Here is a 23,931-nt window from a genome sequence, read left to right on the forward strand (position 1 = left end):
AATGAAAAAAACAAAATTATTAATGTTAAGTTTATGCTTTATATCTTATAACGCATTATCTGGAGGTGTTCCTGTATTTGATGGCGCAGCCAGTATAAGAGCACTCAATGAGTGGCAAGAAAAACTACAACAATGGCAATCAACAAACAGTTTTCATAATAGTAATCTTACTTTAGGTCAGGAACAACTGGGTACTTTAAGAGGTATCGAAGATCAAGTTCGAAATTTTAATGTTAAAAGCTTACTTAAAGATATTAATGCCATTGATAAAATTATGCCTGACTATAACGCAATAATCAGCGGAAAATTTTCACAAGAATCTAATGCATTAGCATCAAAATTAGATATTAATGGTCGATGTGGAAATAACATTAAAGAGCTGATTAATCTTTGTAAATCGGAAAATTTGAACTTAGCGGCTAACTATATTGCAATGGAAAAAGTTAATGAACAAATAAATGTCATTTCGGAAAAAATAGGAAAACTAGCCGATGAAGTCGCACAATCTAAAAATATTAAAAACAGTACAGATATCAATAATCAAATCACATTATATAACAACCAATTAGCATTATTAGATCGAAAACTAGCACTTACACAAAAACAATATGAATCTAATCAAGAATTAATAAATAAGCAAAGAGAGCAAATTATCGATGAAATAGAATTACGACCGACTACACCAACATTTCAGTTCTTTCAGGATGAGTTAGATAGAAACAATCGTAATGTTAGTTTTGATGGTTTTTAAAAAAGTTTAAAAAAATAATTAGGTCTTCTTCAATTATTTAGCTTATTTGCGTTGTTAACAATACATATATTGATAATATTTTAAGATTTTTGGGGAATGCCTAATAGGCTAATATTACATTATAAAATAGTCTTATAGGGTTGGAGAAAATTAAAAATGGCAGGAGTATTTACTACACTTCAGAAGTTTGTTGATAAGTCGCTTGCAGCAGTTACCGCCCCCAAAATTACGGAATTGGTGAGTGCAATCAGTGAAATATTCGGAAGTATCATGTTGTTATGGGTAACCTATAAAAGTATTGAAATTGCGCTGGGGAGTAGGCCTTTCAGGCTTGGAGAACACATTCATAAAATATTAATAATCTCTATTGTAACGAGTATTGCTTTTGATGCTGATGGGTGGATAAAAACAGTTCTAGACATAATAAAAGAAGTTAAAGGTGTTTTAGTAGAAAAGGGAGGAGCAATTGCACAACTAGATAGTCAAACAGATAAGTTTAATAATGCCATAGAACCGATCATTAAAAAAGCATTTATGTTTGAACGTCCTTTTATTGCAGTAAGTTTCTGGGCATGTTTCTTCATTATGGCAGGAAGTTGTCTTTTTGCATTATTAACATCTGAAATTATTTTGGCGTTTGCTTTGCTCTTTACACCACTGGCAATTTTGTCGTTATCATTTGAAAATACCAAAAAAGTGTTTGAAGGATGGCTGTCTGCAGTAGTCGGGGCTATAATTACAATGGTATTATCTGGATTGATGATGTCATTAATGTCAGGATTTTTAAAAACACTTTGCGATTCCATAGGTAAGTATCCCCAATCATACCGAGTAATTTGTGCTGCATGTTTATTCTTTGCCATTTTCTTTTATTATGTTATGTCAGAAGTAAAAAAGTTAGCTCAAGCATTTACAGGGTTTACATGTGGTTCAATTCTGAATGCATGGGATGGAGCTGTTAACACAGTTAAAACTACAGCCAATGTCGCATCTAAGGTAGCAGCATTATGATTCAAAAAATAATTAAACATGGAAAAAAAATGAAAATAATTATAATTTCTCTATTATTTTTAACGTTAGTGGTAGGCTGTGTTAAAAGAAAAAATACTGTTCCTCTTGAAAATAACCAATTACAAGCAGTAAATAGTGACATTATTACTTATCAACTAATAGAAAATATAAAGGCGAAGTAAATGTCAGACAAAAAAAGTATACATGTTATAGATGAACTTACAAAAGAAAGTCTAACTTTCGAAAAAAATATTATCCAGAATCAGGAAAAATCCAAAAAATTAGCATGGATAGTAGCAAGTATTTTTATCTTATATTCGCTAGTGTTAACGGGGTCATTTGCATTTTTATTACCATTGAAAGAGACTCAACCCTATGTTATTCGAGTCGATAGCAATACAGGCTATACTGATATTATTCCATCCTTAACGGATCAATCCTTTACGCCGGATGAAGCACTCGATCGATTTTGGATAGCTCATTATATTGAATTACGTGAAAAATATGTTTATGAAACTCTTCAACAAGATTATGAAAGAGTGCAATTATATGGATCAGCAAATGTTAATCGGCAGTACATCGGCTTATTTAACGCAGATAATGCACCCTACAAATTGTATGGGGATGGTTATGCTATCGAAGTAAAAATTTTGTCTATAAATTTGGGGGTAAGTGAAGGAGAGACTAACACGAAGACTGCAATTGCACGGGCAGAATTGACAAGGGTAAACCTTGCTAACAATGAAAGAGTGAGCAAAAGAATTTTTGCTACCATAGCATATGACTATAAACCAAATTTATCACTAGCGTTAAATCATAGAACGTCCAATCCGTTAGGATTTCAAATATTATCTTACACCGTCGATACAGAAAATAGGTAATTTTAATGAAAAAGCTGATTACATTTTTAATAGTATTAATCACGTTTAATGCATATTCCGAAACCGATCCCCCAAAATCTAATTTTGATTATCGTGTTCGAGAGCTTGACTATAATAATGATGATGTAACTAAAATCATTGCGGTAGATGGTTACACCACAACCATAAAATTTTCAGATAATGAATACATACAATATGTAACCACCGGTTTTGAAGAGGGTTGGCAACATAAAATACAAAATAATTATTTAATCATAATGCCCAAACCTATCGACAATGGGGAAGGGACATTTTATAAACCATCATCACCAGATTGGAATACCAATTTAATTGTGATTACCGATAAAAGGGAATACTCATTCCAATTAATGATAGATGAAAAACAAGATAATAACTCTTTTATTGTACGCTTTAATTATCCGAAGGATAGAGCCTTAGCCATAAAAAATGAAAATATAAGAAAAGCAAAAATATATCAAGAAGAGAAAAACAAACAACTTATAACAAAATCATTAGGCAAGTTAAGTACACCTGTGAACTGGAATTATTACAAATCTGTTAATAAAGGAAGTGAAAGTATTGTACCGGATTTTGTTTATGATGATGGCATACTAACCTTTTTAGGGTTTTCCAATGAAAAAGAGATCCCAAGTGTATTTTTGGTGAATAAAAATAAATCAGAAGAAATGCTCACCTACAATATGCGAGCCGATGTATTAAATAATTACCGAACGTTAGTGGTTCATAAAGTGGCAGAAAAATTAATTTTAAGAAATGGTAACAAGGTTGTTGGGATTTTTAATCAGTCTTACGGAACCTATAAACCAGAATATAAAACAACAATAAGCGATAATGTAATCAGAGTGATCAACCAGTAAGGATAGAAAATGAGTGTCAATCAAAATAATATGGAGTCAAATGAAGAAAATTTGAAATCGAATATCGCTGATGAATTGAAAAATGAGAAAAAATCAAAAGGAATATCATTTAAAACAATTTTCATGTTGATGATTGTTATCGCTATTGTGTTATTTATGTTAGCAAAGGGAATCTTATCGCTCAAAACATCATTAACAGCAGATAGACATGAAGCAGAACCCGAAGTTGTTACTGTTGATAATAGATCATTTAATATTACAAGAAATACTAGAAATCCTGATAATCTTTTACCCCCGAATGATCCAGAAAATGGTGTTGATCCAGAAAATCCAATCCCAAATGAAGTTGAAGTAGAGTCAAAACCCGTAATTATAAAAGGGCGTTTTGGATTAGCTAAAGGTGATGATAAAGATGTAAAACAACAAGAAACTCAACCAATAGTTCAACCAATACCTCAACAACAAAGTTCTGTCGATAACGAAAAAAACAAACAAGGTACCAAGATTGTTAAGGCGGAAGTATTAAAACTTAACCCTAATTTATCAATTTACAGGGGAACATTTATTAAATGCTCATTAAGGACAGCATTGATTAGCCAAATTAGTGGTGATGTTGGATGCATTATCAGTGATGATGTTTATTCGGCAAATGGCACGACCTTACTCATAGAAAAAGGTTCAATAGTTAATGGAGCCTTCAGACGAGCCAGTGTTAATCAAGGTGACGATAGAGTGTTTGTTTTATGGGAAGAGATCAGAACACCCAATAATTTAATAATAAGAATTGATTCAGGGGCGAGTGATGTATTAGGTGGCCAAGGTATTAGTGGTTGGGTTGATAATCATTTTTGGACTCGTTTTGGTAATGCTGTGTTAGTTTCTTTGATGAGTGATCTGTCAAGTGCTGCTGCATCACGATTACAAAAAGAACACACTTTTACTGATTTAAATAATACCACTCAAGGTGGAACGGATGTTGCTAAATCGATAATTGAGAAAAATGTTGATATTCCACCAACAATATATCGTAATCATGGTGATAGTGTTGGTATTTACACTAACCAAGATATTGATTTTAGTGATGTTTATAAATTAGAGTACAGAAAATGATGAATACTATTTTTTGGGAAAATACAGAAGTTTTATTTGGAAAATACCTATCAGATCCGAAAATAAAAGAAATTTGTGTCAATCCTGATGGTGCATTGTGGGTTGAAACAACTGACGATGAATGGATAAAAAAAGAATCGATTGAAAACGATATAAAAAAACCAGGTTCACTTTTACAATCTTTTGCGACGACCGCGGCAAATTACAATAATACAAAATTAGGTGAAACTAACCCCTTTTTAAGTGGGACATTAATCAGTGGTGAAAGAATACAATTAGTTTATGCACCCGCATCTAAAAACTTAATTGTAGATATCCGAAAAAATCATAAAACCAATGTACCGTATCAAAAGTATGTTGAACAAGGTTTATTTAATGATATCAAAGCATTTGGTGATAAAAGTAGAGATGATGAAGAGTTAAAAGAACTTTATCTTAGCAGAAATTTCGTCGATTTTATAAAAAAAGCCGTAGCTGTAGGTAAAAACATCATTTTTTGTGGTGAAACAGGATCGGGAAAAACGACCTTCATGAAAAGCTTAATGGAGTTTATACCATTAAATGCACGGTTAATATCTATCGAAGATACAGAAGAGTTAGCCTTTTTTAATCACGGTAACTATGCCCAACTTTTCTATGATAGCCAATACAAAGAAGAAGATCCGGTAACGCCATCAAAATTACTAAAAGCATGTTTACGATTAAAACCGACCAGAATTCTACTGGCTGAAATACGAGATCAAGTCGCCTTAGATCTCATCAAAGTAATTGGTAGTGGCCACAATGGAACACTATGTTCTTATCATTCACCTACAGTTGAAATGACTTTTCAAAAAATGGTGACTAATGTAATGGAAAATCCTAAAGCCGTGGGATTAAGTGATAAAACTGTTGCCAAAATGATAGGGTTATCAATTGATGTAGTCATTCAAATGTCAGCTTTTTCTGGTTCAAGAAAAATTACAGAAGTCTATTTTAAGGATGTCGATTATGAAAAGTTATTTAATTAAAGGGTTATTAATTATATTAATAGGATACCTAACAGGTTGTTCAAATCCACCTAAACCACCTAAATTGAATAGTGACAACTATAAATCTGTATATCAAGATCAACTATTTCGATATCCGACAAGTCGACTATCACCTAATGAACAAATTATAAAGGACTTTAAAGATAAATCAGTGATTTATACTGTAGTAGGCGAGCCAATTAAAGAGTCAGACAAAATAACTGTCATTTTTTTAGCAACTCATGCCGATTCAATAAAAATAATTGGCAACAAAAAAAATATTTATCTTTATGAAAATTATTTTAGAAAAATAGGGATTAAATGCCAATTTGTAACAGAAGAAATGGTTGATAAAAATGAATTTGTCACATTTATATTTTCAGGAAAACAGGGGGATAAGATTGTAAAATCAAAATAAAATGTAAAACATATGTTATTAAAAAATAACATGGGAATAGGAAAACAATAAAATAATAAAACTAAATAAAACCAGCGATAACATCTAAAAATAACGAATGATAAGTGTATTAAAAGATGTTATTCAATGATTAAAACAATGAAACACAAATGTATATCAAAAAACGAAATTGATAACATTCAATTACTATAAAAGCAGGTAATATTATGAAAAAAATAAACTATTTTAAAACAATTATCATATTGACTGCTTTTTTTTCATTAAACAGTTTTGCTGATGAAAAAGAAGACTTAGATAGATACCGGTTTGAATATAAAACAATTATGTCAAAAGAACATATATCACCAACAGAGCAGCTCAAAGCTAGCGATCTAAAAGAGAAAATACAACTCATTGAAAAAAACAACCCATCTTTAAAAGAAGATGACAGAAGTATAATCGATAGGCTTGCCGAAACTAAAGAATCAAAAATAGTTACAAGTTCAAGTCCTGCTAACACAAACGATATAGACTATCGCGAAAACGTGGGAATATCAGATAACCTGACTCATTTTACTAATGACAAAAAAAATCGATTTAATATAAACCAAAAAGATCTTTCTAATGACCAAGCACTAGCTTGTGGTGTTATTTTATGTTTATCTTCAGTAACAAGGCCGAGTGAATGTACATCTTATCTTAAAAAATTCTTCTCAATAAAAGTAATTACCAGAGGGATTTTCAATTGGACAAAAACGCTAACAGCAAGAAAATCTTTTTTAGCAATGTGTCCGGTTGATAATGATGACCAAAATTTAAATAACCTAGTCAACGATATTATTCCAAACCAAAAAACAGATTGTACAGCTGACGAATTAAACAACTTGCAAGATAAAAAAGGGGATAGTATAAGAACCATTGCAAAATTACCAGATTACTGTGAAGCATTAGCCAACCATGCCTATTCTGATATCAAACTACCTACCTATCATTGTGATGGAACCTATTATTCAAACAAAGATTGGCGACGAGGTTACAGTGCGATAATAATTAGAGGGAAAAATCCGAAAAAAGAATATGATGCATGGAAAAGTCAAGGAAATAAAGGTCATATGGAAAAAATAAATTTTGGTTATGGTTATTTTAAACATTACCCAATTACCAAAAAATGTTGGAAAGATGAAAATTAAGCTAATTCAGAACTGATTTCTGACATGAAAATATAAACAGCAAACTATCAATTTGAACAACCAATAGTTGATAATGACTGTTAACGAAAACTAAAAAGTTAATCCTTAACACTAAGGATTAACTTTGTTGGTTAAAATAACAGTGAAATTTATGATTAATGGTATCAAATATTCAACTCACAATCTTTTTTACACACAAAATATCATCTATTGCATCAAACAATATCGTAACTGATTTTAGTTGCTTCTTATATACATAAAAACACTCATGACCAGCAATGGGTAGTTTAAAAGCTATTATGAAAAGGTTTACATAAAATAAATTTTAAAACCATAATCCTAAAATCTCCTACGAATCCTATCGCTAAAAGAAATTAAACAATTAATACATACTTCCTTTTTACCTATTTTGATCAGTAAACAGATAATTATCAAAAAATACGTAAATAATGAATAAGTACCGTAATCGAATAAAAACTTATCCTAGATAAACCCCAATTTTTTAGAATAAAAGTCTGATTTTTCATTGAGTAAAACAATTATCGCTGTTGGTCTATGTATTTGTTGTCTGAGTTTTTCTAAACTCGTTTGATCAAGTTGAGGGATCTGATTTTTGATTTTTTCCCATTTGGCACGTCTTAGCGAGATTCGACTTTGCTCCCAAGCGTATTCACTATGACTAGAGTAAGGAATAATTTTTTCATTTTGTTGATAAGCTAAATAGATATCAACGCTATCTTCTGATAAACGAGTCGCCACTTCGACTTCGTTATCCCATCCCATTTTTGAATCACGCTTATAACCTTCATTCAAATTTAATACGTTTTGATTGGCGATAGACGATTTACTTAAATTAGCCCCTTGAGCACCATGATAACCTTTTTGTAATCCTGCTGGTGGTTCAAGATCTTGTTCATAAACGGATTCAATTAATTGCCTTGCATCATCCGGCATTTTAATGCAACCTTGCTCGGATAGTGTCTTTTGGGTATACCATAAATGAGCCGGATTAGCGTAAACATAACTGGTATTTCGAAAGGCTGGTTCGTCAAGCCAATTCGCGTTAGGTTCAGCTTGCCAATCTGGGGCAAGCACGGTTAGGGTAGGGGGATGGCGTTCATCAAACGATTGATTTTTTGCATCATATGGCTTGATATTACCCTGTTTGTCGCGAATATGGCGTTGTAAACGTCCAGCTCGTTGTATTAATAAATCTATCGGGGCAATATCGCTGATCATTTCATCAAAATCAAGATCCAAGGATTGTTCAATCACTTGTGTTGCTATAATGACTTTTCCTGCACGAATTTGATGATTCGATGTTTTTCCAGCCCATTGTAATGTTTTTTCTTCAATTTCCAAACGGTCACAATACGCAAAACGGCTATGAAAAAGTAGGATTTGTGTATGATCCAGTTGTAAATTGAGTTGAATTTGTTGATATAGACTAATTGCATCTTGTACACTGTTTTTGATCCAACAAATAATTTTACCTTGTTGCATAGCTTTGCTGATTTTGTCTATACCTGCTTCAATATGGTTAATCCATTCGATATTTACTTGGCGTTTAACTTCTTGTCGGGTTTCAATCGCTTGTTTAACTAAGCCGTTATGATTAAGCTGTGTCATAAGTGGAAAAGGTAATGACTGTTCTAATTCTAAAACTTGTTTGTTGCCAGTTAAGCCTTTATAAAAGGCATCGAGTAGTTTTTGACGCAGAAATAAAGGTAATGTTGCTGTCAAAATAATAGCACTGCCACCTTGTAACGCATGGTAATGTAATAGGTTTTCGAGTAGTTTTACCATGTAACTGTCATAAGCATGAACTTCGTCTAATATCAGTAATTTATGGCGTAATCCTAATAAACGTAACGATTGATGTTTGAAAGGCATAATTGCCATTAACGCTTGATCTAACGTGCCAACCCCAACTTCAGCTAATAACGATTTTTTTCGAGTATCAACAAACCATTCATTACATTCTCCACTCACCGATTGTTCACCTTTAGGGTATTTTTGCTGGCTAATTTCATCGTGATTTAAAATTGTTTGAGTAAAATGCGGATTCATATAGCTAGACCCATGAGCCAGTACCAGCGAAGGATGGCTATCAGCTTGATATAATTGTTCGTAGACTTGAGCGGTACGCTGATAAATAGCATTAGCTGTTGCTTGCGTTGGTAAGCCAATATAGATACCCTGTGCTTTTTTAGCTGTCATAAGCCGATGTGCTAAAATCATTGACGCTTCCGTTTTTCCTGCACCAGTCACATCCTCCATAATAAAAAGCTCGGCGCCATTATCAGAAAGTTGACAGGTTAACGCTTGTTGCTGTAGTGGTGTTGGTTTTTCAATGAAAGGAAACAAATTTTTAATATCACTAAAAGGAGTGATTGGTGAGGCTGTTGGTAAAGTGGCAATGGCTTTTTCTGCTTTCAACATCGCATGATTGTGCCAATATTCATCAAGTGGCATGGGCTGTGAACAAAACGGAAAAAATTGTTCATTTGAACCAAGCCAATCACTAATTACGGTTAAACCCGCAATTAACCAACTTATTTGTTTTAATTTTTTATGATAATTTTTATCAAAAAAATGACAAGGATAGTGTGCTAAATTGTTATCGACAATAAACAATTGATTCAGAGCGATAATATAGTCTAAAGCCGCTTGTTTATCTTGTTCATTAAATGATAAATTGCCATCTGCACCTCGTTCTGGTGGCTTGCCATGATGTCCCGTCATAATAAACAGCCATGTGTCAAATAAATCATCAATATCTTCACTATGTTGTTCAAGCTTAACATTTGGTTGGTGTTTAAGTGATTTATTCCATAACCAAAAACCAAGCGAATCATGTCTGGAATAATAGCTTTTAGATGGATCGACGCTGACAAGCTGTGGATGATTGTGTTTAAATAATGCTTGGAATCCATTCGCAAATTTACCAATATCATGCCAAGCCAAAAAATAAGCAAACCAAAGCGCTGCTTGATCGACATCTTTTGCAGAAAAGCCAATTTGTTCAAATAATTGTGATGAATTAAATAAATTTTGTTTAACTATTTGATAACCACACGCGGCGACATCTAAATTATGATAAGCAAGTAAGTGATAACTACTGTTGTCTGAACTTTGATGGCATTTGCCCCAATATTGATAAAATGGCTGAGTCACTAAATGTATTCCTTGATTGTTTTGCTACTGTTTTGTCCGTTTTATTATTTATGCTTATTTAACTTAATAATTTTCATTAAATTTCGAAAAATTTAGTTTGTTAATATAATACTGTTTAGTATAAAAATGAAACAAAATCTTTTATACTGAAACATAAAGTAAATGTTAAACTTTTTTGATGATTAATTAATTAGTCAGATTATAATGGTGGTTGTACTGGGTGAATTTAGTGCTAATATTTAGATTTTGCTCACTTAATTGAAGTTTGGCAAAATAGAATATTTTAACTAATGAGGGTAAATAATTTTAGTCATTATCGATGACAATAAAATTTTGCGCTAACAAATAAATTTAAAATTGATTAAAACAGGAATTAAATTAGGATGATTCGTCAAATCAAACCCAAAATAAAATCAGTACTCATTGCTTGTTGTATGAGTGGATTTGTCATTATTCCTCAATCTGTTAATGCCAATCAAACAGAAGACAAAACAACGCAACAAGCGTCACAAGCTATTGAGCAGTCTTCGGATAGTCGTCAGCAAATGGCAGTGCGTAACGTCATTCAAACGAGCGAACAGATTTATCATAAAACTATTTTTTCGTTATTAGGCGAACCTAAATATCCTGACAATTTTGAACATTTAGAATATGTGAATCCAAATGCGCCGAAAGGTGGAATTATTAAACTAGCTGAGATTGGTTCGTTTGATAATTTCAATCGCTATGCCAGTCGTGGTGCGCCGGAAAAAAATTCAGGTGCACTATATGATACCCTTTTTACGAATACCGCAGATGATATCACCAGCTTTTATCCTTTGATAGCAACGTCGATTACTTATTCTGATAGTTACCGCTGGGCTGAAGTTTTAATTAATCCTAATGCACGTTTTCAAGATGATCAGCCAATAACTGCTGAAGATGTGGAATTCACCTTTAATAAATTTATGACTGAAGGTGTGCCTCAATATAAAGTCTATAATCAAGGCGTGACGGTTAAAGCCTTAGATACTTATCGAGTTCGTATTGAATTGCCAAAATCCGATCGTGAAAAATTACTTTCATTTGTCGGCAATATGCGCGTTATTCCAAAACATTTTTGGCAACATCATAATTTTTCAGAACCCTTAACGACCCCACCGGTTGGGAGTGGGCCTTATTTTATTAGTGATTATAAAATGGGGCAATACGTGATTTATCGCCGTAATCCTCATTATTGGGCGAAAGATTTACCCGTTAATCGAGGTTTAGATAATTTTGATGAAAAACGCATAGAATATTATATGGATAGCAGTATTGCATTAGAAGCCTTTAAGGCCGGTGAATATGATTTTCGGGGTGAGTCCCAACCTAAAAATTGGTTTACGCAATATCAAGGTCATTATTTTGACACAAACGATATCATCAAGCAGGAAAAGCCGATAAAAACTGCCACCGATACAAGATGGTTAGCCTTTAATTTACAAAAAGATCTGTTTAAAGATATTAAAGTTCGTGAAGCGATTACGTTAGCATTCGATTTTGAATGGTTAAATCGTGCTTATTACTATAACAGTTATAAAAGACCGACCAGTTTTTTTGAAAATACAATTTATGCTGCAAAAGGAACCCCTACCGAACAGGAGCTAAAATGGCTGAATATCTATAAAGATATTATCCCTGAACGTGCTTTTGGTGATGCTTATTCATTGCCTAAAAGTGATGGTCAGGGTTTTAATCGTGAAAATTTATTAAAAGCCGCCCAATTACTCAATCAAGCTGGCTGGAAAATTGAAAATGGCGTGCTTGTCAATGCAAAAACTAAGCAACCTTTTGAATTTGAACTTATTGCTTACCTTGGTGAAGATATTAAATATGCTATTCCATTTCAGCAAAGCTTAGCAAAATTAGGTATTAATATGAAAATTACGTTGTTAGATTCGGCTCAACACTTACGCCGTATGCGTGAACGTGATTATGATATGATGGCTCGTAATTATGGGGCAGTGAATTATCCAACGTCAGATCTGATGATTCTTTGGGGGAGTGAATATCTTAATTCGTCATGGAATGGTTCAGGTTTACATAATCAAGCCATTGACGGTATCATCGCCGAAATCACCAAGAATGTCGATAATCAAGAAGCACTAATTCCACTAGGACGAGCGCTTGATCGTATTCTTACTCAAGAATACCCCATGATCCCCATGTGGTATAATAGCCAAACATTTTATGCTTACTGGAATAAATTTGGGCAACCAGACATCCAACCCACTTATGCAATAGGCGTGGATAGTTGGTGGTATGATGCTGATAAAGCAGCTAATTTATCTAAGAATAAGGAACATTGATATGCTCAATTATCTAATTCGTCGATTGATATTCATTATTCCAACACTGTTTGTTATTTTAACGATCAATTTTTTTATTGTACAAGTAGCTCCAGGTGGCCCAGTTGATCAAGCCTTAGCTATGATAGAAAATGATGCCAATGGTGGACAAAGTTTGTTACCCGGTGGTGAAAACACTGCATCATCTTCGCTGCATCAAAAAAATGAGTCAAATTATCGAGGTGCTCGAGGACTTGATCCCCAAGTTGTGGCGATGATTGAAAAACAATTTGGCTTTGATAAACCCCTTTTTGAACGTTACATTGATACGCTCAAAAATTATCTTTCCTTTGACTTTGGTAATAGTTTTTTTAAAAGTGAATCGGTTTTAGGATTGATTGCTAAAAGCTTGCCTGTTTCGATTTCTTTAGGGCTTTGGAGTACGTTAATCGTTTATATGATTTCTATCCCTTTAGGTATTCGTAAAGCGGTTAAAGATGGTTCTGCATTCGATTTTTGGTCAAGTATGTTAATTATCATTGGTTATGCAATACCTGCTTTTTTACTAGCTGTTTTATTAATTGTATTGTTCGCCGGTGGCAGTTATTGGGATATTTTTCCGCTTCGAGGATTGATCTCAAATAATTTTGACCAACTCGATTTTTGGGGAAAAGTAAAGGATTATGCTTGGCATATCTGCTTACCAACCATTGCTATGGTGATTAGCGGTTTTGCTTCGTTAACGATGTTAACTAAAAATCTATTTTTAGATGAAATTCGAAAACAGTATGTTATTACTGCGCGTGCTAAAGGCTTAAGCGAGAGACAGATTTTATATAAGCATGTTTTTCGTAATGCGACTTTACTGATTGTTTCAGGCTTTCCTGCTGCATTTGTTGGCATTTTATTTACCGGTTCGTTGTTAATAGAGATTATCTTTTCGCTTAATGGTCTAGGATTATTAGGCTACGAAGCGATTATACAACGTGATTATCCGGTAATTTTTGGTTCACTTTATATATTTACCTTAATTGGACTCATCACTAAATTGTTATGTGATTTATCTTACATGGTGATTGATCCACGTATTGACTTTGAGGCTCGTAATTAATGACCACTCACTACTCTATCAATCAACAACGTTGGCAACGATTTAAACATAATCGTCGTGGTTATTATTCGCTTTGGCTATTTTTGATTTTTTTTGTTATTAGTTTATTTTCAGATTTTATCGTTAATGACAGACCAATTTTTATTAAATACCAGAATAACTATTATTCACCTATTTTTCATTTTTATCCTGAAACTGAATTTGGTGGACAGTTTGAAACGCAAACTAACTATTTAGATCCTCAAATACAAAAAAAAATAGAACAAAACGGTTGGATGTTATGGCCACCTTTTCGTTATACCTATAATACATTAATTTACGATACTAACAGTACCTTTCCGACGCCACCTTCTGCATTGCATTGGCTAGGGACAACAGATGCAGGTTTTGATGTTCTAGCCAATATTTTATATGGTTTTCGAATATCGATGTTTTTTGCTATTCTTTTAACACTTTTTACCACGATTATCGGCATCATCATTGGAGCTATACAAGGGTATTATGGTGGTAAAGTCGATATGATAGGGCAACGTTTCATCGAAATTTGGAGCGGATTACCTGTCCTATTTGTCATTATTCTTCTTGCAAGCATTTTACCGCTTAATTTTTGGTGGTTACTAGGTATTACTGTTTTGTTCGGTTGGATGGCATTAGCTGGCATAGTAAGAACAGAATTTTTACGTACACGTAATTTTGATTATATCCGTGCAGCAAAAGCAATGGGCGTTAGAAATTATAAAATTATGTTTCGTCATATTTTACCTAATGCCATGGTGGCAACTTTAACCTATTTACCGTTTATTCTTTGTGGCTCAATTACCACATTAACATCGCTTGATTTTTTAGGCTTTGGTTTACCGATTGATTCACCATCGTTAGGCCGTTTATTACTACAAGGCAAAAATAATTTGCAAGCACCATGGCTTGGTATTAGCGCTTTTCTAATTATTGCAACGTTGCTTTCCCTTCTGATTTTTATTGGTGAAGCCGTAAGGGATGCATTTGATCCAAGCAAAGGAGTGTATCGATGAGTTTACCTTTATTATCTGTACAAGATTTAAGTATTGCATTCAAAAGACAAGCTCATCTCACTTCGCAAGTGGTCAGTCATATCAGTTTTGATATTCATGAACAAGAGACACTTGCATTAGTTGGGGAATCAGGATCGGGTAAAAGTGTGACAGCACTGTCAATTCTACGCTTATTGCGTAACGAACAAGTGATTTACCCAACTGGGGACATTTTGTTTGAAGGAAACTCATTATTGCATGCCAGCGAAAAATCACTTCGTAAAGTACGAGGTAATCAAATCAGTATGATCTTTCAAGAACCAATGGTATCTCTTAATCCATTGCATACTGTTGAAAAGCAGCTTTATGAAGTTTTGTCATTGCATCGAGGCATGCGACGTAACGAGGCAAGAAGCGAAATATTGCAATATCTTGATCGGGTTGGAATCAAAGAACCTAAAAATAAATTGTCAGCTTATCCTCATCAATTATCAGGAGGAGAAAGGCAACGAGTTATGATTGCTATGGCAATATTAACACATCCTAAACTATTAATTGCTGACGAGCCAACTACGGCTTTAGACGTTTCTGTACAGGCGCAAATTATTCAGTTACTAAAAGAATTAAAAACAGAACTGAATATGAGTATGCTGTTTATTTCGCATAATCTAAGTATTGTAAAAAAATTAGCGGATAAAGTGGCGGTAATGCAACAAGGTCAAATCGTTGAGTATAATAATAAACAACGTATCTTTTTACGTCCGCAACATCCATATACTCAAACATTATTAAACTCTGAACCAAGTGGTGAACCTATCGTTCTACCTGAAACACCGGGAATACTGCTTAGTGTTAATCATTTAAATGTTGAGGTGACAACCCAAAAACGCTTATTTAGCAGTAAAAAGAAAAAAATTGTTGATAATGTCGGTTTTGTCATTCATCAAGGTGAAACCGTGGGGCTGGTTGGTGAATCAGGCTCAGGTAAAAGCACAACGGCAATGGCGATACTTCGGTTAATAAAATCTGACGGCGATATTTTATTTGATGGTCACCATATTGATCATTTAACCGCTAAAAAATTACTCCCGTTCCGTAATCGTATTCAAGTGGTGTTTCAAGATCCTTTTTCATCGCTAAATCCTCGTTTTAATGTTGAGCAGATTATTAGTGAAGGATTGTTAACCCATAAAAAACTAAGTAAATCTGAACGAGAACAAGCTGTGATTGATATCATGCTTGAAGTTGGTCTTGACCCAAGAATGCGTTTTCGCTATCCAACAGAGTTTTCAGGAGGGCAACGTCAGCGCATTGCTATTGCCAGAGCATTGATTTTACGGCCAGAATTACTCATCTTAGATGAGCCAACCTCATCTTTAGATCATACAATTCAGCAACAAATTATCCATTTACTTAAATCATTGCAACAAAAGTATCAACTGAGTTATCTTTTTATCAGCCATGATTTAAGCGTAATTTATACTATGTGTCATCATGTTGTTGTTATGAAAGAAGGAAAAATTGTCGAACAAGGATTGTGTGAAAAAGTCTTTTCTGAACCTGAAAATGAATATACAAAAACCTTGTTATCTTTTTTCGATAAACCGATGAAGCTAAAAGCAAAAAATAAAACACTGATTTATTCAGATAAAATCAATGAGCAAGAAGAAAAAGAAAATAAAAAACTAAAAAATCAAGTCAATTGGGCAGACGCGTTGTTGATGCGAAAAGAGTAATGATAAAAATTAACGCATTAACACGCATTTTTAAAAATTATCTTAAATTAACTTTATCAATAAATTATGCAAAAACGAAGACTACCTTTTTTTATCGCACCATTATCCATATTGTTTTCAACTAATGTCATAGCACTGAATTGTCGTGATGATATTACTCAAAATCAAGTTGAAGCCAATAATTATATCTTCCAACTTTATGATTATCTTGATACACCAGCAACGGGAATAAAGCAAGAAATCAGAACGACAACGACCCAAAAAATAGGTATGCAGGAGAATGAAACGAATGCCAATCATTCATTAGAATATGAACCAAACGGACTAATTACGTTAAGTCATTATGAGCTGTATTCTGCTCAAAATAAACGATTATATTCAGAACATCTCCAAAAAATAAATACTGGTTGGGAAAATATTATCGAAGATTTTGAAGATAAAACTAACAGTATAACTCAGTTTACGACTGATAAAGACGGTAAAATTATTCAGTCTCATCAAGTTAAAAAAGCGGTTGATTTTATTTTTATTCAAAATGATAGTTATCAATATGATACCAATCATTGTTTGGTTAATAAAAATGTGCACTGGCAACTTAAAGAAACGGATGAGCAGGGTAACTATACCGGTAATGATTTGAATGGTGTTTCATTATTTACGTATGAATATCAAGATCAAAAACTCGCAAAAGTCGTGACTCAATTTAGTAATGGTTTAAGCAATGAAAGTGATTTTTCTTATCAATATGAAAATAATCGCTTAACGTCAATTCAATCTACTAATTTTACAGACGGTAAGGAGTCAGCTAACTATTTAACTCAATTACTCACCGTCAATGATAAAAAAGATTGGCTTTCGGCAAATAGAGTAAATAAACTTCAACCAGATAAGCAAGTGAACATCGTTAGACAAATCACTTATTATTAATCTTGAAACCATTAGCGTTATCATCTAATAACGCTAATTGCAATTTCAATTATTATGTTCTGACAAACAAAATAAAAAGAGCGTGAATCGTCCATGCCAGCGCCAAACCAAAAGTTAACAGTTTTTCACGTTTAGGATGAATATTAAACTGGTGCAAAATAGTTAAAATTTGTTGTAATGCGCACCAAATGGGTAAGCATATCATCAACAGCAAAAAGATTTTACCCGGTTCGCTACTAACTAATTTTAAAATATAGGAACGAGTTTGAGCATCGCCAAAAGGAATAATCAATCCAATGATAATCATCACAACCGGAACAAAAACAGCTGCCCACGTACCGCCTAAGGCATATAATCCTTTGATAACAGTATTATTCGAACGTTTAGTTTCTGATTCTTGAATTTTCATGATTTAAACACCACTCATCTTAATATCAATTTAATTAATAACACTGATACGGCAATTGTGATTATCCATAAACAAGCGATAAGTAACCAAGCTTGAGTTTGCTTATTATCAGTCGTTAATGATAATGCTTTAGGGACTTTGATAAACCAAATTATGCTATGTAACAGTGCCGACAAGAGTGCTACACAATTAAGTGCAACCACAACGGGTTTTTGTAAAAAGAAGATAAAGCGGTAAAACTCATCTTGTCCAACCGCATTCGTGTACATACAAACAACCCCATAAGTTAAAACAAAACTGATCCATAACATTGAAAACGGCGTTATTTTGCTAATGATCGATAATATCAAGGATACCTTGGTTTTTACCTGCCCATTATCAAACTGATGAGGATTGTCTAGGGGATTTTGATGATTGTTTAGTGGAAATTTAGTGTTATTTTTAGGATTCATAACTCTCTCAACATTAGATTTATCTACCAGCTTTTACATTTTATATCAGTTTTATAATAGCTTTTAACAAGCAATTATAGTGGTAAACCGACTTGATGTCGCCAGTTTAATATAAGTAATGTTAAAGATTTTACCGTTCTAAGGTTGCACATAATGTGCGTGATTTTAATTATTAGAAAGCTATGCAAGAAAAGATTAAATTAATAAATAATACAAGCTATTAAATGCAAATTTTTTAAAAATTTGTAGTGGATCACATTTTTAATATTAATTTATCGTAAAATATGTAATTATTTGGTTAAATAAGGTTAATTTGTTTTCAATATGAAAATCCCCACGGTAGTGGGGAACTGATTGTAATTTTTATCTTCCGCTGGTTTAACCCTATTAATATAAGGAACATTAGATATTATATCATAAAAGATACTGAGATAGTAATTTAAGAAAAATTTGCATTTTTATCTTCCGCTTTTGATTTTTTGTTGCAATGATTTTTTATTGTAGTATATTAATCATAGTTGGTTACAAGATAGCCAATAGGTTTGGCGTTTCATGTAACCCTAATGGATTAGTGCTCCTTGAGTATACATGTATTGCTAATATTATCAGTCATTAATTTCAGGAGAAAATATAATGAAATTAATTGAATTTATATTAGATAAATTTTCTAAATTACTGGATAGTATTAAATTTAAAAAAATATCATTGGTTTTTAGATTCAGAAAAAAAACAGATAAAAATAAAAATCGCAGCTATACATTCAGTTTTGAAATCAACAAATCAAATTTTTAATGTGTTGATTTTTTACGATCTGAAAACGATAATCGGTATCAGATCGTAACATCGATTTTATACGAAATTAAGGAGTAAAAGTTTGTCTACATTATCTTTATTAGACGAAAAATGGATACCGGTTGTTCATTTCGATGGTCACCTTAGTAAAATTCAACCCAGCCAACTGGTTGATGAAACCATTTCAGATTTAGCTTATTTGAGACCCGATTTTCAAGGTGCGGCTTACCAGTTTTTGATTGGTTTATTACAAACCACACTATCGCCCGAAGATAATTCAGAGTGGCGAGAATATTGGAATAATGGTTTTTCATTACAACAACTAACCGAAGCGTTTGAACAAGTCAGAACTGCTATGCAATTTGGCGCAACAAAACCTTCTTTTATGCAAGATTTTGCACCGTTAAATGGGAATAAAGTTCCTATATCGGGTTTATTGGTTGAAGCCCCGGGCGAGAATGCATTAAAACGAAATACCGATCACTTTATTAAACGAGATTTCGTCAAGGCAATATGCCCACACTGTGCTGCTATGGCGCTATTCACTTTGCAAACTAATGCTCCGTCGGGTGGTCAAGGACATCGAGTGAGTTTGCGTGGTGGAGGGCCTATCACGACTTTAATCATGCCTGAACTGAATAAACCGACTCCATTATGGAAAAAATTGTGGTTAAATGTGATCCCTTTAGATGATGAAGAAAAACCGCAGCAATTTGATGCATCAGTCTTTCCTTGGTTAGCCGCAACAAAGACTAGTGAACCACCTAAAAATTTAAGTCTATTTCCTGATCAAGCTAATTACTGCCAAGCTTTTTGGGGAATGCCTCGGCGAATTGAGTTAGATTTTCACCAAACTGAGCAAGGGCAATGTGACATTTGTGGTGAATTCTCAACACAACTAATTACCCAATATCAAACCAAAAATTATGGCATTCAATATCAACATTGGCTACATCCACTAACACCCTATCGAATAGATAAAAAGACAGGTGAACAACTTGCTATTAAAGGGCAACCGGGCGGCTTAGTATATCGAGATTGGTTAGGTATGGTGAGTGCCAATGATGATACGCATTCGGCTAGAGTGGTTACCACTCATCTTGATCGAAACTTTAAAGATAAACAACACTATCATTTATGGTGTTTTGGTTACGATTTCGACAATATGAAAGCACGTTGTTGGTATGAACACACATTCCCTGTCTATCCTGATTTGGCAGATCCAAACAGTGATTTAAAAGAGATAATCGCTCAAGCTTTAGCACTCAGTAAAGATTCATTACCGATTTTGCGTAAAGCGATGACGGCAATCAATAAGCAGTCAACTTCAATTGATATTGCCTTTTGGAAAGAGACAGAATTGCCATTTTATCAGTTTGTAAAACAATTAATTAAACAAAAAGATAATTCCAGTGGTCGGCAACCATTGTTAGCACAGTGGGCTAAAACATTAATACATTACATTATCCAAGTTTATGATAAAGCTGCTTTTAGCGATCCTAATCAGTCGCTAAAAGACTTAAAGGATAGTAAAACGAATCAAGAAGTTTGTATTCAAATCAGCGCCAGAGAAAAGTTGCTTTCTGATTTTAATAAACTTACGTATTTTAAGAAAATAAAAAATAGCAAATAATCTTGCTTGAATAAGGGAGAAAAAGATGTCAGAAAGTCTGATAAAAAAGTCGATAATTCTTAAAGAAAACCACAAAAAAATTATTGATGATTGGTTTTCGATGTTGCAAGAACGGCGATATGGATTTAATGGTGGTACCTACAATGGACGACAATTACGTGCAGAACTGCGTCGTGCAACGTTTCTTCAAGAAATCATTTTACAAGAAGGTTATGATATTTTAAAGAATGCTCTATTTGATAAAGATAGTACATTATCTAGTAATAAACCGTTTCATCAACAGGCATTAGTTTATTTTACTTGGGTCGCTCCATTTGCTGATTCCAATACTGATAATGCCCCTTTTGCATCACAATTAAGTGAAAAAGTTCGAGGCGGTGAACGTAATTTTTTATCTCGTTTACGATTTCAACAACTTTTAGCCAGCGAAACACCCGAAGAGTTTTGTCGTCGTTTAATTCGAGCGATAAAAATACGGGGTAAAAATGGTGTCAATCTCTTTTCATTGGCTGATGGCATCTTTTTATGGGTACAAGAATGGCATGAACGTCAACAAAATTTACCTTCTAATACTGATCCATTTAAACGTCTTTCTGTTCGTTGGGCAATGGATTACAACTCAACTAAAAAAACATCAAAGGAATAATTAATATGAGTACATTTATTCAATTACATTTACTAACGGCTTATGCACCATCTAATTTAAATCGTGATGACCTTGGAAGACCTAAAACTGCTGTAATGGGTAATAGCGATCGTCTACGGATTTCTTCTCAAAGTTTAAAAAGAGCATGGCGTACATCAGATTGTTTTTATCAATCTTTAAGTGATCATATTGGTGTGCGTTCGCGTCGATTTGCAAGAGATTGGATTTATAAACCGATGGTTGAACAAGGAGTGTCTGAAAAAATAGCCAAAGAAAGTGCCATTAAAATTGCAGGGCAATTTGGTAAAGTTAAAAATGAAAAAGCACCAAAAGATCCACTGACTAATACCGATATTGAACAGTTAGTCCATATCAGTAACGATGAGCAACACGCAATTGCCTCGCTAGTTAAACAATTAATTAGCGAAAAAAGGGTTCCAACAGATGACGAAGTTAAACTATTACGCAAACAAAATAGCAGTGTTGATATAGCCCTGTTTGGTCGAATGTTAGCGGATAGTCCTGCATTTAATGTGGATGCTGCCTGTCAGGTTTCTCATGCTCTAGGAGTTAGTTCAGTCACAATCGAAGATGATTTCTTCACTGCTGTTGATGATTTAAACGATAAAGAACAAGATGCGGGTTCTGCCCACCTGGGCGAACGTGGATTTGCCTCTGCACTGTTTTATACTTATATCTGTATTAGTCGTGATTTACTCCTTGATAACCTAAATGGTGATGAAGCATTGGTTGAAAAGACGCTAAAAGCATTAACTGAATCTGCTGCCAAAGTAGCGCCATCAGGTATGCAAAATAGCTTTGCATCACGTGCTTATACCTCTTATTTATTGATTGAAAAAGGTACTCAGCAACCACGTTCACTTGCTGTTGCTTACTTCAATCCTATCCGCAGCCAAGATATGGTGAATGATGCTATTACAAGATTAGAGCAACAATTGGATAAGTTTGATCAAGTTTATGGCCAATGTGCGGATGATCGCTACAAACTCAATATTGAAAGTGGAGAAGGGACACTTGCAACTGCGTTAAATTTTGTTGCGCAAAAATAAGGAGCGGTCAAGATGATAAAACATCTTATTTTTCAGATTTATGCACCGCTTACATCGTGGGGTGAACCGGCTGTTGGCGAAGTTCGCCACAGCAATATTATTCCTTCCCGCTCGGCTGTATTAGGTTTTTTGGCGGCAGCATTAGGTATTCGGCGTAATGATGAGTGTATTGATGCTTTCAATCAGCATTATCATGTTGCAGTTCGCCCTTTTGTTGATAAGAGTCATTGGTTTAGTGATTTTCATACTGTTCAGATGCCAAAAGCGAATAAAAAAGACGTATTTTACACACGTTATGATGAAATACGTCGTAATCCTCAAGATCTTGAAACTCTACTTACCAAGCGTGAATATTACAACGATGTCTATTATCAAATTATTATTACCGAAACAAAAAGCGCCCCTTATTCTGTAGAGCAGATAAAGCAGGCATTATTAACGCCTGTCTTTCCACTTTATGTGGGCAGGAAAAACTCGCCATTGTCATTGCCATTAGCGCCGGTGATTTATGAAGGTGAGCTTAGTGATGCTTTTGTCTTCGCTGATGACCATTATCGTCAATATCACCAATGTGATTCAATCCTTAAAGATTTAATTGATAGTGATGCTAACGAATATTATTGGGATCATCCTGATCAAGAAGCGCATTTTGACGTAATTAAAATACAACTTCGACAAGATCAGCCCATTAATCGGAAGCGTTGGCAATTTATCAATCGTCAGCAATATACAGGACACTTAAAAAGGAGCGAATAGATGTATTTTTCGAAAGTCGAGCTAAAACTTGAGCGGCTTCCTTATGTGATGCAACAAAAATGGTGGTCTGCTGGTGAATATGCTATGCATCAATGGTTATGGCAACTGTTTCCTGATGAAAATAAACGTTCTTTTTTATTTCATAAAGATCAGAAGACTAAAAAACCTCTGTTTTATCTTTTATCTGAAGTTGCACCGCTTGCCAATCATGGGTTATTTAAAGTTGATACAAAACCTTATGCACCACAATTAACAACAGGCATGAAGTTAAGTTTTTTATTACGTGCCAATCCCGTTGTCATGAAACAAGGAAAACGATGTGATGTGATGATGAACGCTAAGTATCAGGCTAAACAACAGGGATTATCATCGAATGAGATCAAAGCTCAGCAATATCAAGCGGCCATAGATTGGTTGATTAAGCAAAGTGAAAAGCGTGGATTTTCATTACAGCAAAATAATCATTCAGCAGTCTGCTGTAATGTTATCAGTTACAACCAACATCTACTTAATAAAAAGTCAGAACTTGAACCGATTAGTTATAGTAGTGTTGATTTTGAAGGGGTTTTAACTGTTACTGATCCAAAACTATTTTTAGCTACACTTTATCAAGGTATCGGTAAAAGCAAAGGATTTGGCTGTGGACTATTTTTAATCAAACACTGTCAATAGGAT

23 protein-coding genes are annotated in these 23,931 nt (G+C 33.8%); 20 read left to right on the plus strand and 3 right to left on the minus strand.

The features are described 5' to 3' along the window. Position 1: 1 nt before the first annotated feature. The 9 genes from J3U14_RS05555 to J3U14_RS05595 all read left to right on the plus strand — a co-directional run bounded on the left by J3U14_RS05555 (position 2) and on the right by J3U14_RS05595 (position 7,228). Complete coding sequence (locus J3U14_RS05555; RefSeq protein ID WP_267351502.1) at positions 2–751, plus strand: type IV secretion system protein; 750 nt, start codon at positions 2–4, stop codon at positions 749–751. 156 nt (positions 752–907) lie between these two features. After that, positions 908–1,762 (plus strand): type IV secretion system protein, encoded by an 855-nt coding sequence (locus J3U14_RS05560; protein WP_267351504.1) that lies wholly within the window; start codon positions 908–910, stop codon positions 1,760–1,762. After that, positions 1,759–1,944, plus strand: coding sequence for a hypothetical protein (locus J3U14_RS05565; protein WP_267351506.1), 186 nt, complete (start codon positions 1,759–1,761; stop codon positions 1,942–1,944). The genes J3U14_RS05560 and J3U14_RS05565 overlap by 4 nt, the downstream gene beginning before the upstream one ends. After that, complete coding sequence (locus J3U14_RS05570; RefSeq protein WP_267351508.1) at positions 1,945–2,643, plus strand: virB8 family protein; 699 nt, start codon at positions 1,945–1,947, stop codon at positions 2,641–2,643. A 5-nt stretch (positions 2,644–2,648) separates the two neighbouring features. After that, the gene (gene virB9, locus J3U14_RS05575; RefSeq protein ID WP_267351510.1) at positions 2,649–3,521 is read left to right on the plus strand and encodes a P-type conjugative transfer protein VirB9; all 873 of its coding nucleotides are present in this window, start codon (positions 2,649–2,651) and stop codon (positions 3,519–3,521) included. Between the two features lie 9 nt (positions 3,522–3,530). Continuing rightward, on the plus strand, positions 3,531–4,631 hold the full coding sequence (locus tag J3U14_RS05580; RefSeq protein WP_267351512.1) for a TrbI/VirB10 family protein: 1,101 nt from the start codon (positions 3,531–3,533) through the stop codon (positions 4,629–4,631). Next, on the plus strand, positions 4,628–5,641 hold the full coding sequence (virB11, locus tag J3U14_RS05585; protein WP_081299148.1) for a P-type DNA transfer ATPase VirB11: 1,014 nt from the start codon (positions 4,628–4,630) through the stop codon (positions 5,639–5,641). The genes J3U14_RS05580 and virB11 overlap by 4 nt, the downstream gene beginning before the upstream one ends. Continuing rightward, complete coding sequence (locus J3U14_RS05590) at positions 5,622–6,059, plus strand: hypothetical protein (protein ID WP_065559001.1); 438 nt, start codon at positions 5,622–5,624, stop codon at positions 6,057–6,059. The genes virB11 and J3U14_RS05590 overlap by 20 nt, the downstream gene beginning before the upstream one ends. A gap of 206 nt (positions 6,060–6,265) precedes the next feature. After that, entirely contained in the window at positions 6,266–7,228 is a 963-nt protein-coding gene (locus tag J3U14_RS05595; protein WP_267351515.1) for a TrbM/KikA/MpfK family conjugal transfer protein, read from the plus strand. 483 nt (positions 7,229–7,711) lie between these two features. Here the strand turns inward: J3U14_RS05595 and cas3 are convergent, their stop codons facing one another. Continuing rightward, positions 7,712–10,405, minus strand: coding sequence for a CRISPR-associated helicase Cas3' (cas3, locus tag J3U14_RS05600; RefSeq protein ID WP_267351517.1), 2,694 nt, complete (start codon positions 10,403–10,405; stop codon positions 7,712–7,714). Between the two features lie 545 nt (positions 10,406–10,950). Here cas3 and J3U14_RS05605 point away from each other — a divergent pair. The 5 genes from J3U14_RS05605 (at position 10,951) to J3U14_RS05625 (ending at position 17,498) form a co-directional block, all read left to right on the plus strand. Next, positions 10,951–12,735, plus strand: coding sequence for an extracellular solute-binding protein (locus J3U14_RS05605; protein ID WP_416379849.1), 1,785 nt, complete (start codon positions 10,951–10,953; stop codon positions 12,733–12,735). 1 nt (position 12,736) lies between these two features. Further along, positions 12,737–13,825 carry a microcin C ABC transporter permease YejB gene (locus J3U14_RS05610; RefSeq protein ID WP_267351520.1) on the plus strand — a complete coding sequence of 363 codons (1,089 nt, stop codon included), beginning with the start codon at positions 12,737–12,739 and terminating at the stop codon, positions 13,823–13,825. Further along, the gene (locus J3U14_RS05615; RefSeq protein WP_267351521.1) at positions 13,825–14,856 is read left to right on the plus strand and encodes an ABC transporter permease; all 1,032 of its coding nucleotides are present in this window, start codon (positions 13,825–13,827) and stop codon (positions 14,854–14,856) included. Before J3U14_RS05610 ends, J3U14_RS05615 begins: the two co-directional genes overlap by 1 nt. Further along, positions 14,853–16,571, plus strand: a complete 1,719-nt coding sequence (gene yejF / locus J3U14_RS05620; RefSeq protein ID WP_267351522.1) for a microcin C ABC transporter ATP-binding protein YejF — start codon at positions 14,853–14,855, stop codon at positions 16,569–16,571. Before J3U14_RS05615 ends, yejF begins: the two co-directional genes overlap by 4 nt. Before the next feature lie 66 nt (positions 16,572–16,637). Then, positions 16,638–17,498 (plus strand): hypothetical protein, encoded by an 861-nt coding sequence (locus tag J3U14_RS05625; RefSeq protein WP_267351523.1) that lies wholly within the window; start codon positions 16,638–16,640, stop codon positions 17,496–17,498. A 52-nt stretch (positions 17,499–17,550) separates the two neighbouring features. Here the strand turns inward: J3U14_RS05625 and frdD are convergent, their stop codons facing one another. Next, complete coding sequence (frdD, locus tag J3U14_RS05630) at positions 17,551–17,907, minus strand: fumarate reductase subunit FrdD (protein ID WP_267351524.1); 357 nt, start codon at positions 17,905–17,907, stop codon at positions 17,551–17,553. Positions 17,908–17,921: 14 nt separating this feature from the next. Continuing rightward, positions 17,922–18,359: a hypothetical protein gene (locus tag J3U14_RS05635; RefSeq protein ID WP_267351525.1), complete on the minus strand. Its 438-nt coding sequence runs from the start codon at positions 18,357–18,359 to the stop codon at positions 17,922–17,924. 633 nt (positions 18,360–18,992) lie between these two features. On the opposite strand from J3U14_RS05635, the gene J3U14_RS05640 reads away from it, so the two are divergent. The 6 genes from J3U14_RS05640 (at position 18,993) to cas6e (ending at position 23,928) form a co-directional block, all read left to right on the plus strand. Beyond that, positions 18,993–19,151, plus strand: a complete 159-nt coding sequence (locus J3U14_RS05640; RefSeq protein ID WP_267351526.1) for a hypothetical protein — start codon at positions 18,993–18,995, stop codon at positions 19,149–19,151. 82 nt (positions 19,152–19,233) lie between these two features. Then, complete coding sequence (gene casA, locus J3U14_RS05645; RefSeq protein ID WP_267351527.1) at positions 19,234–20,784, plus strand: type I-E CRISPR-associated protein Cse1/CasA; 1,551 nt, start codon at positions 19,234–19,236, stop codon at positions 20,782–20,784. A gap of 25 nt (positions 20,785–20,809) precedes the next feature. Next, on the plus strand, positions 20,810–21,430 hold the full coding sequence (casB, locus tag J3U14_RS05650) for a type I-E CRISPR-associated protein Cse2/CasB (RefSeq protein ID WP_267351528.1): 621 nt from the start codon (positions 20,810–20,812) through the stop codon (positions 21,428–21,430). 5 nt (positions 21,431–21,435) lie between these two features. Beyond that, positions 21,436–22,500, plus strand: a complete 1,065-nt coding sequence (gene cas7e / locus J3U14_RS05655; RefSeq protein WP_267351529.1) for a type I-E CRISPR-associated protein Cas7/Cse4/CasC — start codon at positions 21,436–21,438, stop codon at positions 22,498–22,500. A 12-nt stretch (positions 22,501–22,512) separates the two neighbouring features. Beyond that, entirely contained in the window at positions 22,513–23,256 is a 744-nt protein-coding gene (gene cas5e, locus J3U14_RS05660; protein WP_267351530.1) for a type I-E CRISPR-associated protein Cas5/CasD, read from the plus strand. Continuing rightward, on the plus strand, positions 23,257–23,928 hold the full coding sequence (gene cas6e / locus J3U14_RS05665) for a type I-E CRISPR-associated protein Cas6/Cse3/CasE (protein WP_267351531.1): 672 nt from the start codon (positions 23,257–23,259) through the stop codon (positions 23,926–23,928). Positions 23,929–23,931 lie beyond the last annotated feature (3 nt).

Origin of the sequence: Gilliamella sp. B3801 (genome assembly GCF_026536645.1) — a bacterium.
In the GTDB taxonomy this organism is placed as follows: domain Bacteria; phylum Pseudomonadota; class Gammaproteobacteria; order Enterobacterales; family Orbaceae; genus Gilliamella; species Gilliamella apicola_I.

Excerpts from the sequence above, each read along its gene's own strand:
- J3U14_RS05555 (WP_267351502.1), top strand. The coding sequence starts at position 2 with ATGAAAAAAACAAAATTATTAATGTTAAGTTTATGCTTTATATCTTAT.
- J3U14_RS05560 (WP_267351504.1), top strand. The coding sequence starts at position 908 with ATGGCAGGAGTATTTACTACACTTCAGAAGTTTGTTGATAAGTCGCTT.
- J3U14_RS05565 (WP_267351506.1), top strand. The coding sequence starts at position 1,759 with ATGATTCAAAAAATAATTAAACATGGAAAAAAAATGAAAATAATTATA.
- J3U14_RS05570 (WP_267351508.1), top strand. The coding sequence starts at position 1,945 with ATGTCAGACAAAAAAAGTATACATGTTATAGATGAACTTACAAAAGAA.
- virB9 (WP_267351510.1), top strand. The coding sequence starts at position 2,649 with ATGAAAAAGCTGATTACATTTTTAATAGTATTAATCACGTTTAATGCA.
- J3U14_RS05580 (WP_267351512.1), top strand. The coding sequence starts at position 3,531 with ATGAGTGTCAATCAAAATAATATGGAGTCAAATGAAGAAAATTTGAAA.
- virB11 (WP_081299148.1), top strand. The coding sequence starts at position 4,628 with ATGATGAATACTATTTTTTGGGAAAATACAGAAGTTTTATTTGGAAAA.
- J3U14_RS05590 (WP_065559001.1), top strand. The coding sequence starts at position 5,622 with ATGAAAAGTTATTTAATTAAAGGGTTATTAATTATATTAATAGGATAC.
- J3U14_RS05595 (WP_267351515.1), top strand. The coding sequence starts at position 6,266 with ATGAAAAAAATAAACTATTTTAAAACAATTATCATATTGACTGCTTTT.
- J3U14_RS05605 (WP_416379849.1), top strand. The coding sequence starts at position 10,951 with ATGGCAGTGCGTAACGTCATTCAAACGAGCGAACAGATTTATCATAAA.
- J3U14_RS05610 (WP_267351520.1), top strand. The coding sequence starts at position 12,737 with ATGCTCAATTATCTAATTCGTCGATTGATATTCATTATTCCAACACTG.
- J3U14_RS05615 (WP_267351521.1), top strand. The coding sequence starts at position 13,825 with ATGACCACTCACTACTCTATCAATCAACAACGTTGGCAACGATTTAAA.
- yejF (WP_267351522.1), top strand. The coding sequence starts at position 14,853 with ATGAGTTTACCTTTATTATCTGTACAAGATTTAAGTATTGCATTCAAA.
- J3U14_RS05625 (WP_267351523.1), top strand. The coding sequence starts at position 16,638 with ATGCAAAAACGAAGACTACCTTTTTTTATCGCACCATTATCCATATTG.
- frdD (WP_267351524.1), bottom strand. The coding sequence starts at position 17,907 with ATGAAAATTCAAGAATCAGAAACTAAACGTTCGAATAATACTGTTATC.
- J3U14_RS05635 (WP_267351525.1), bottom strand. The coding sequence starts at position 18,359 with ATGAATCCTAAAAATAACACTAAATTTCCACTAAACAATCATCAAAAT.
- J3U14_RS05640 (WP_267351526.1), top strand. The coding sequence starts at position 18,993 with ATGAAATTAATTGAATTTATATTAGATAAATTTTCTAAATTACTGGAT.
- casB (WP_267351528.1), top strand. The coding sequence starts at position 20,810 with ATGTCAGAAAGTCTGATAAAAAAGTCGATAATTCTTAAAGAAAACCAC.
- cas7e (WP_267351529.1), top strand. The coding sequence starts at position 21,436 with ATGAGTACATTTATTCAATTACATTTACTAACGGCTTATGCACCATCT.
- cas5e (WP_267351530.1), top strand. The coding sequence starts at position 22,513 with ATGATAAAACATCTTATTTTTCAGATTTATGCACCGCTTACATCGTGG.
- cas6e (WP_267351531.1), top strand. The coding sequence starts at position 23,257 with ATGTATTTTTCGAAAGTCGAGCTAAAACTTGAGCGGCTTCCTTATGTG.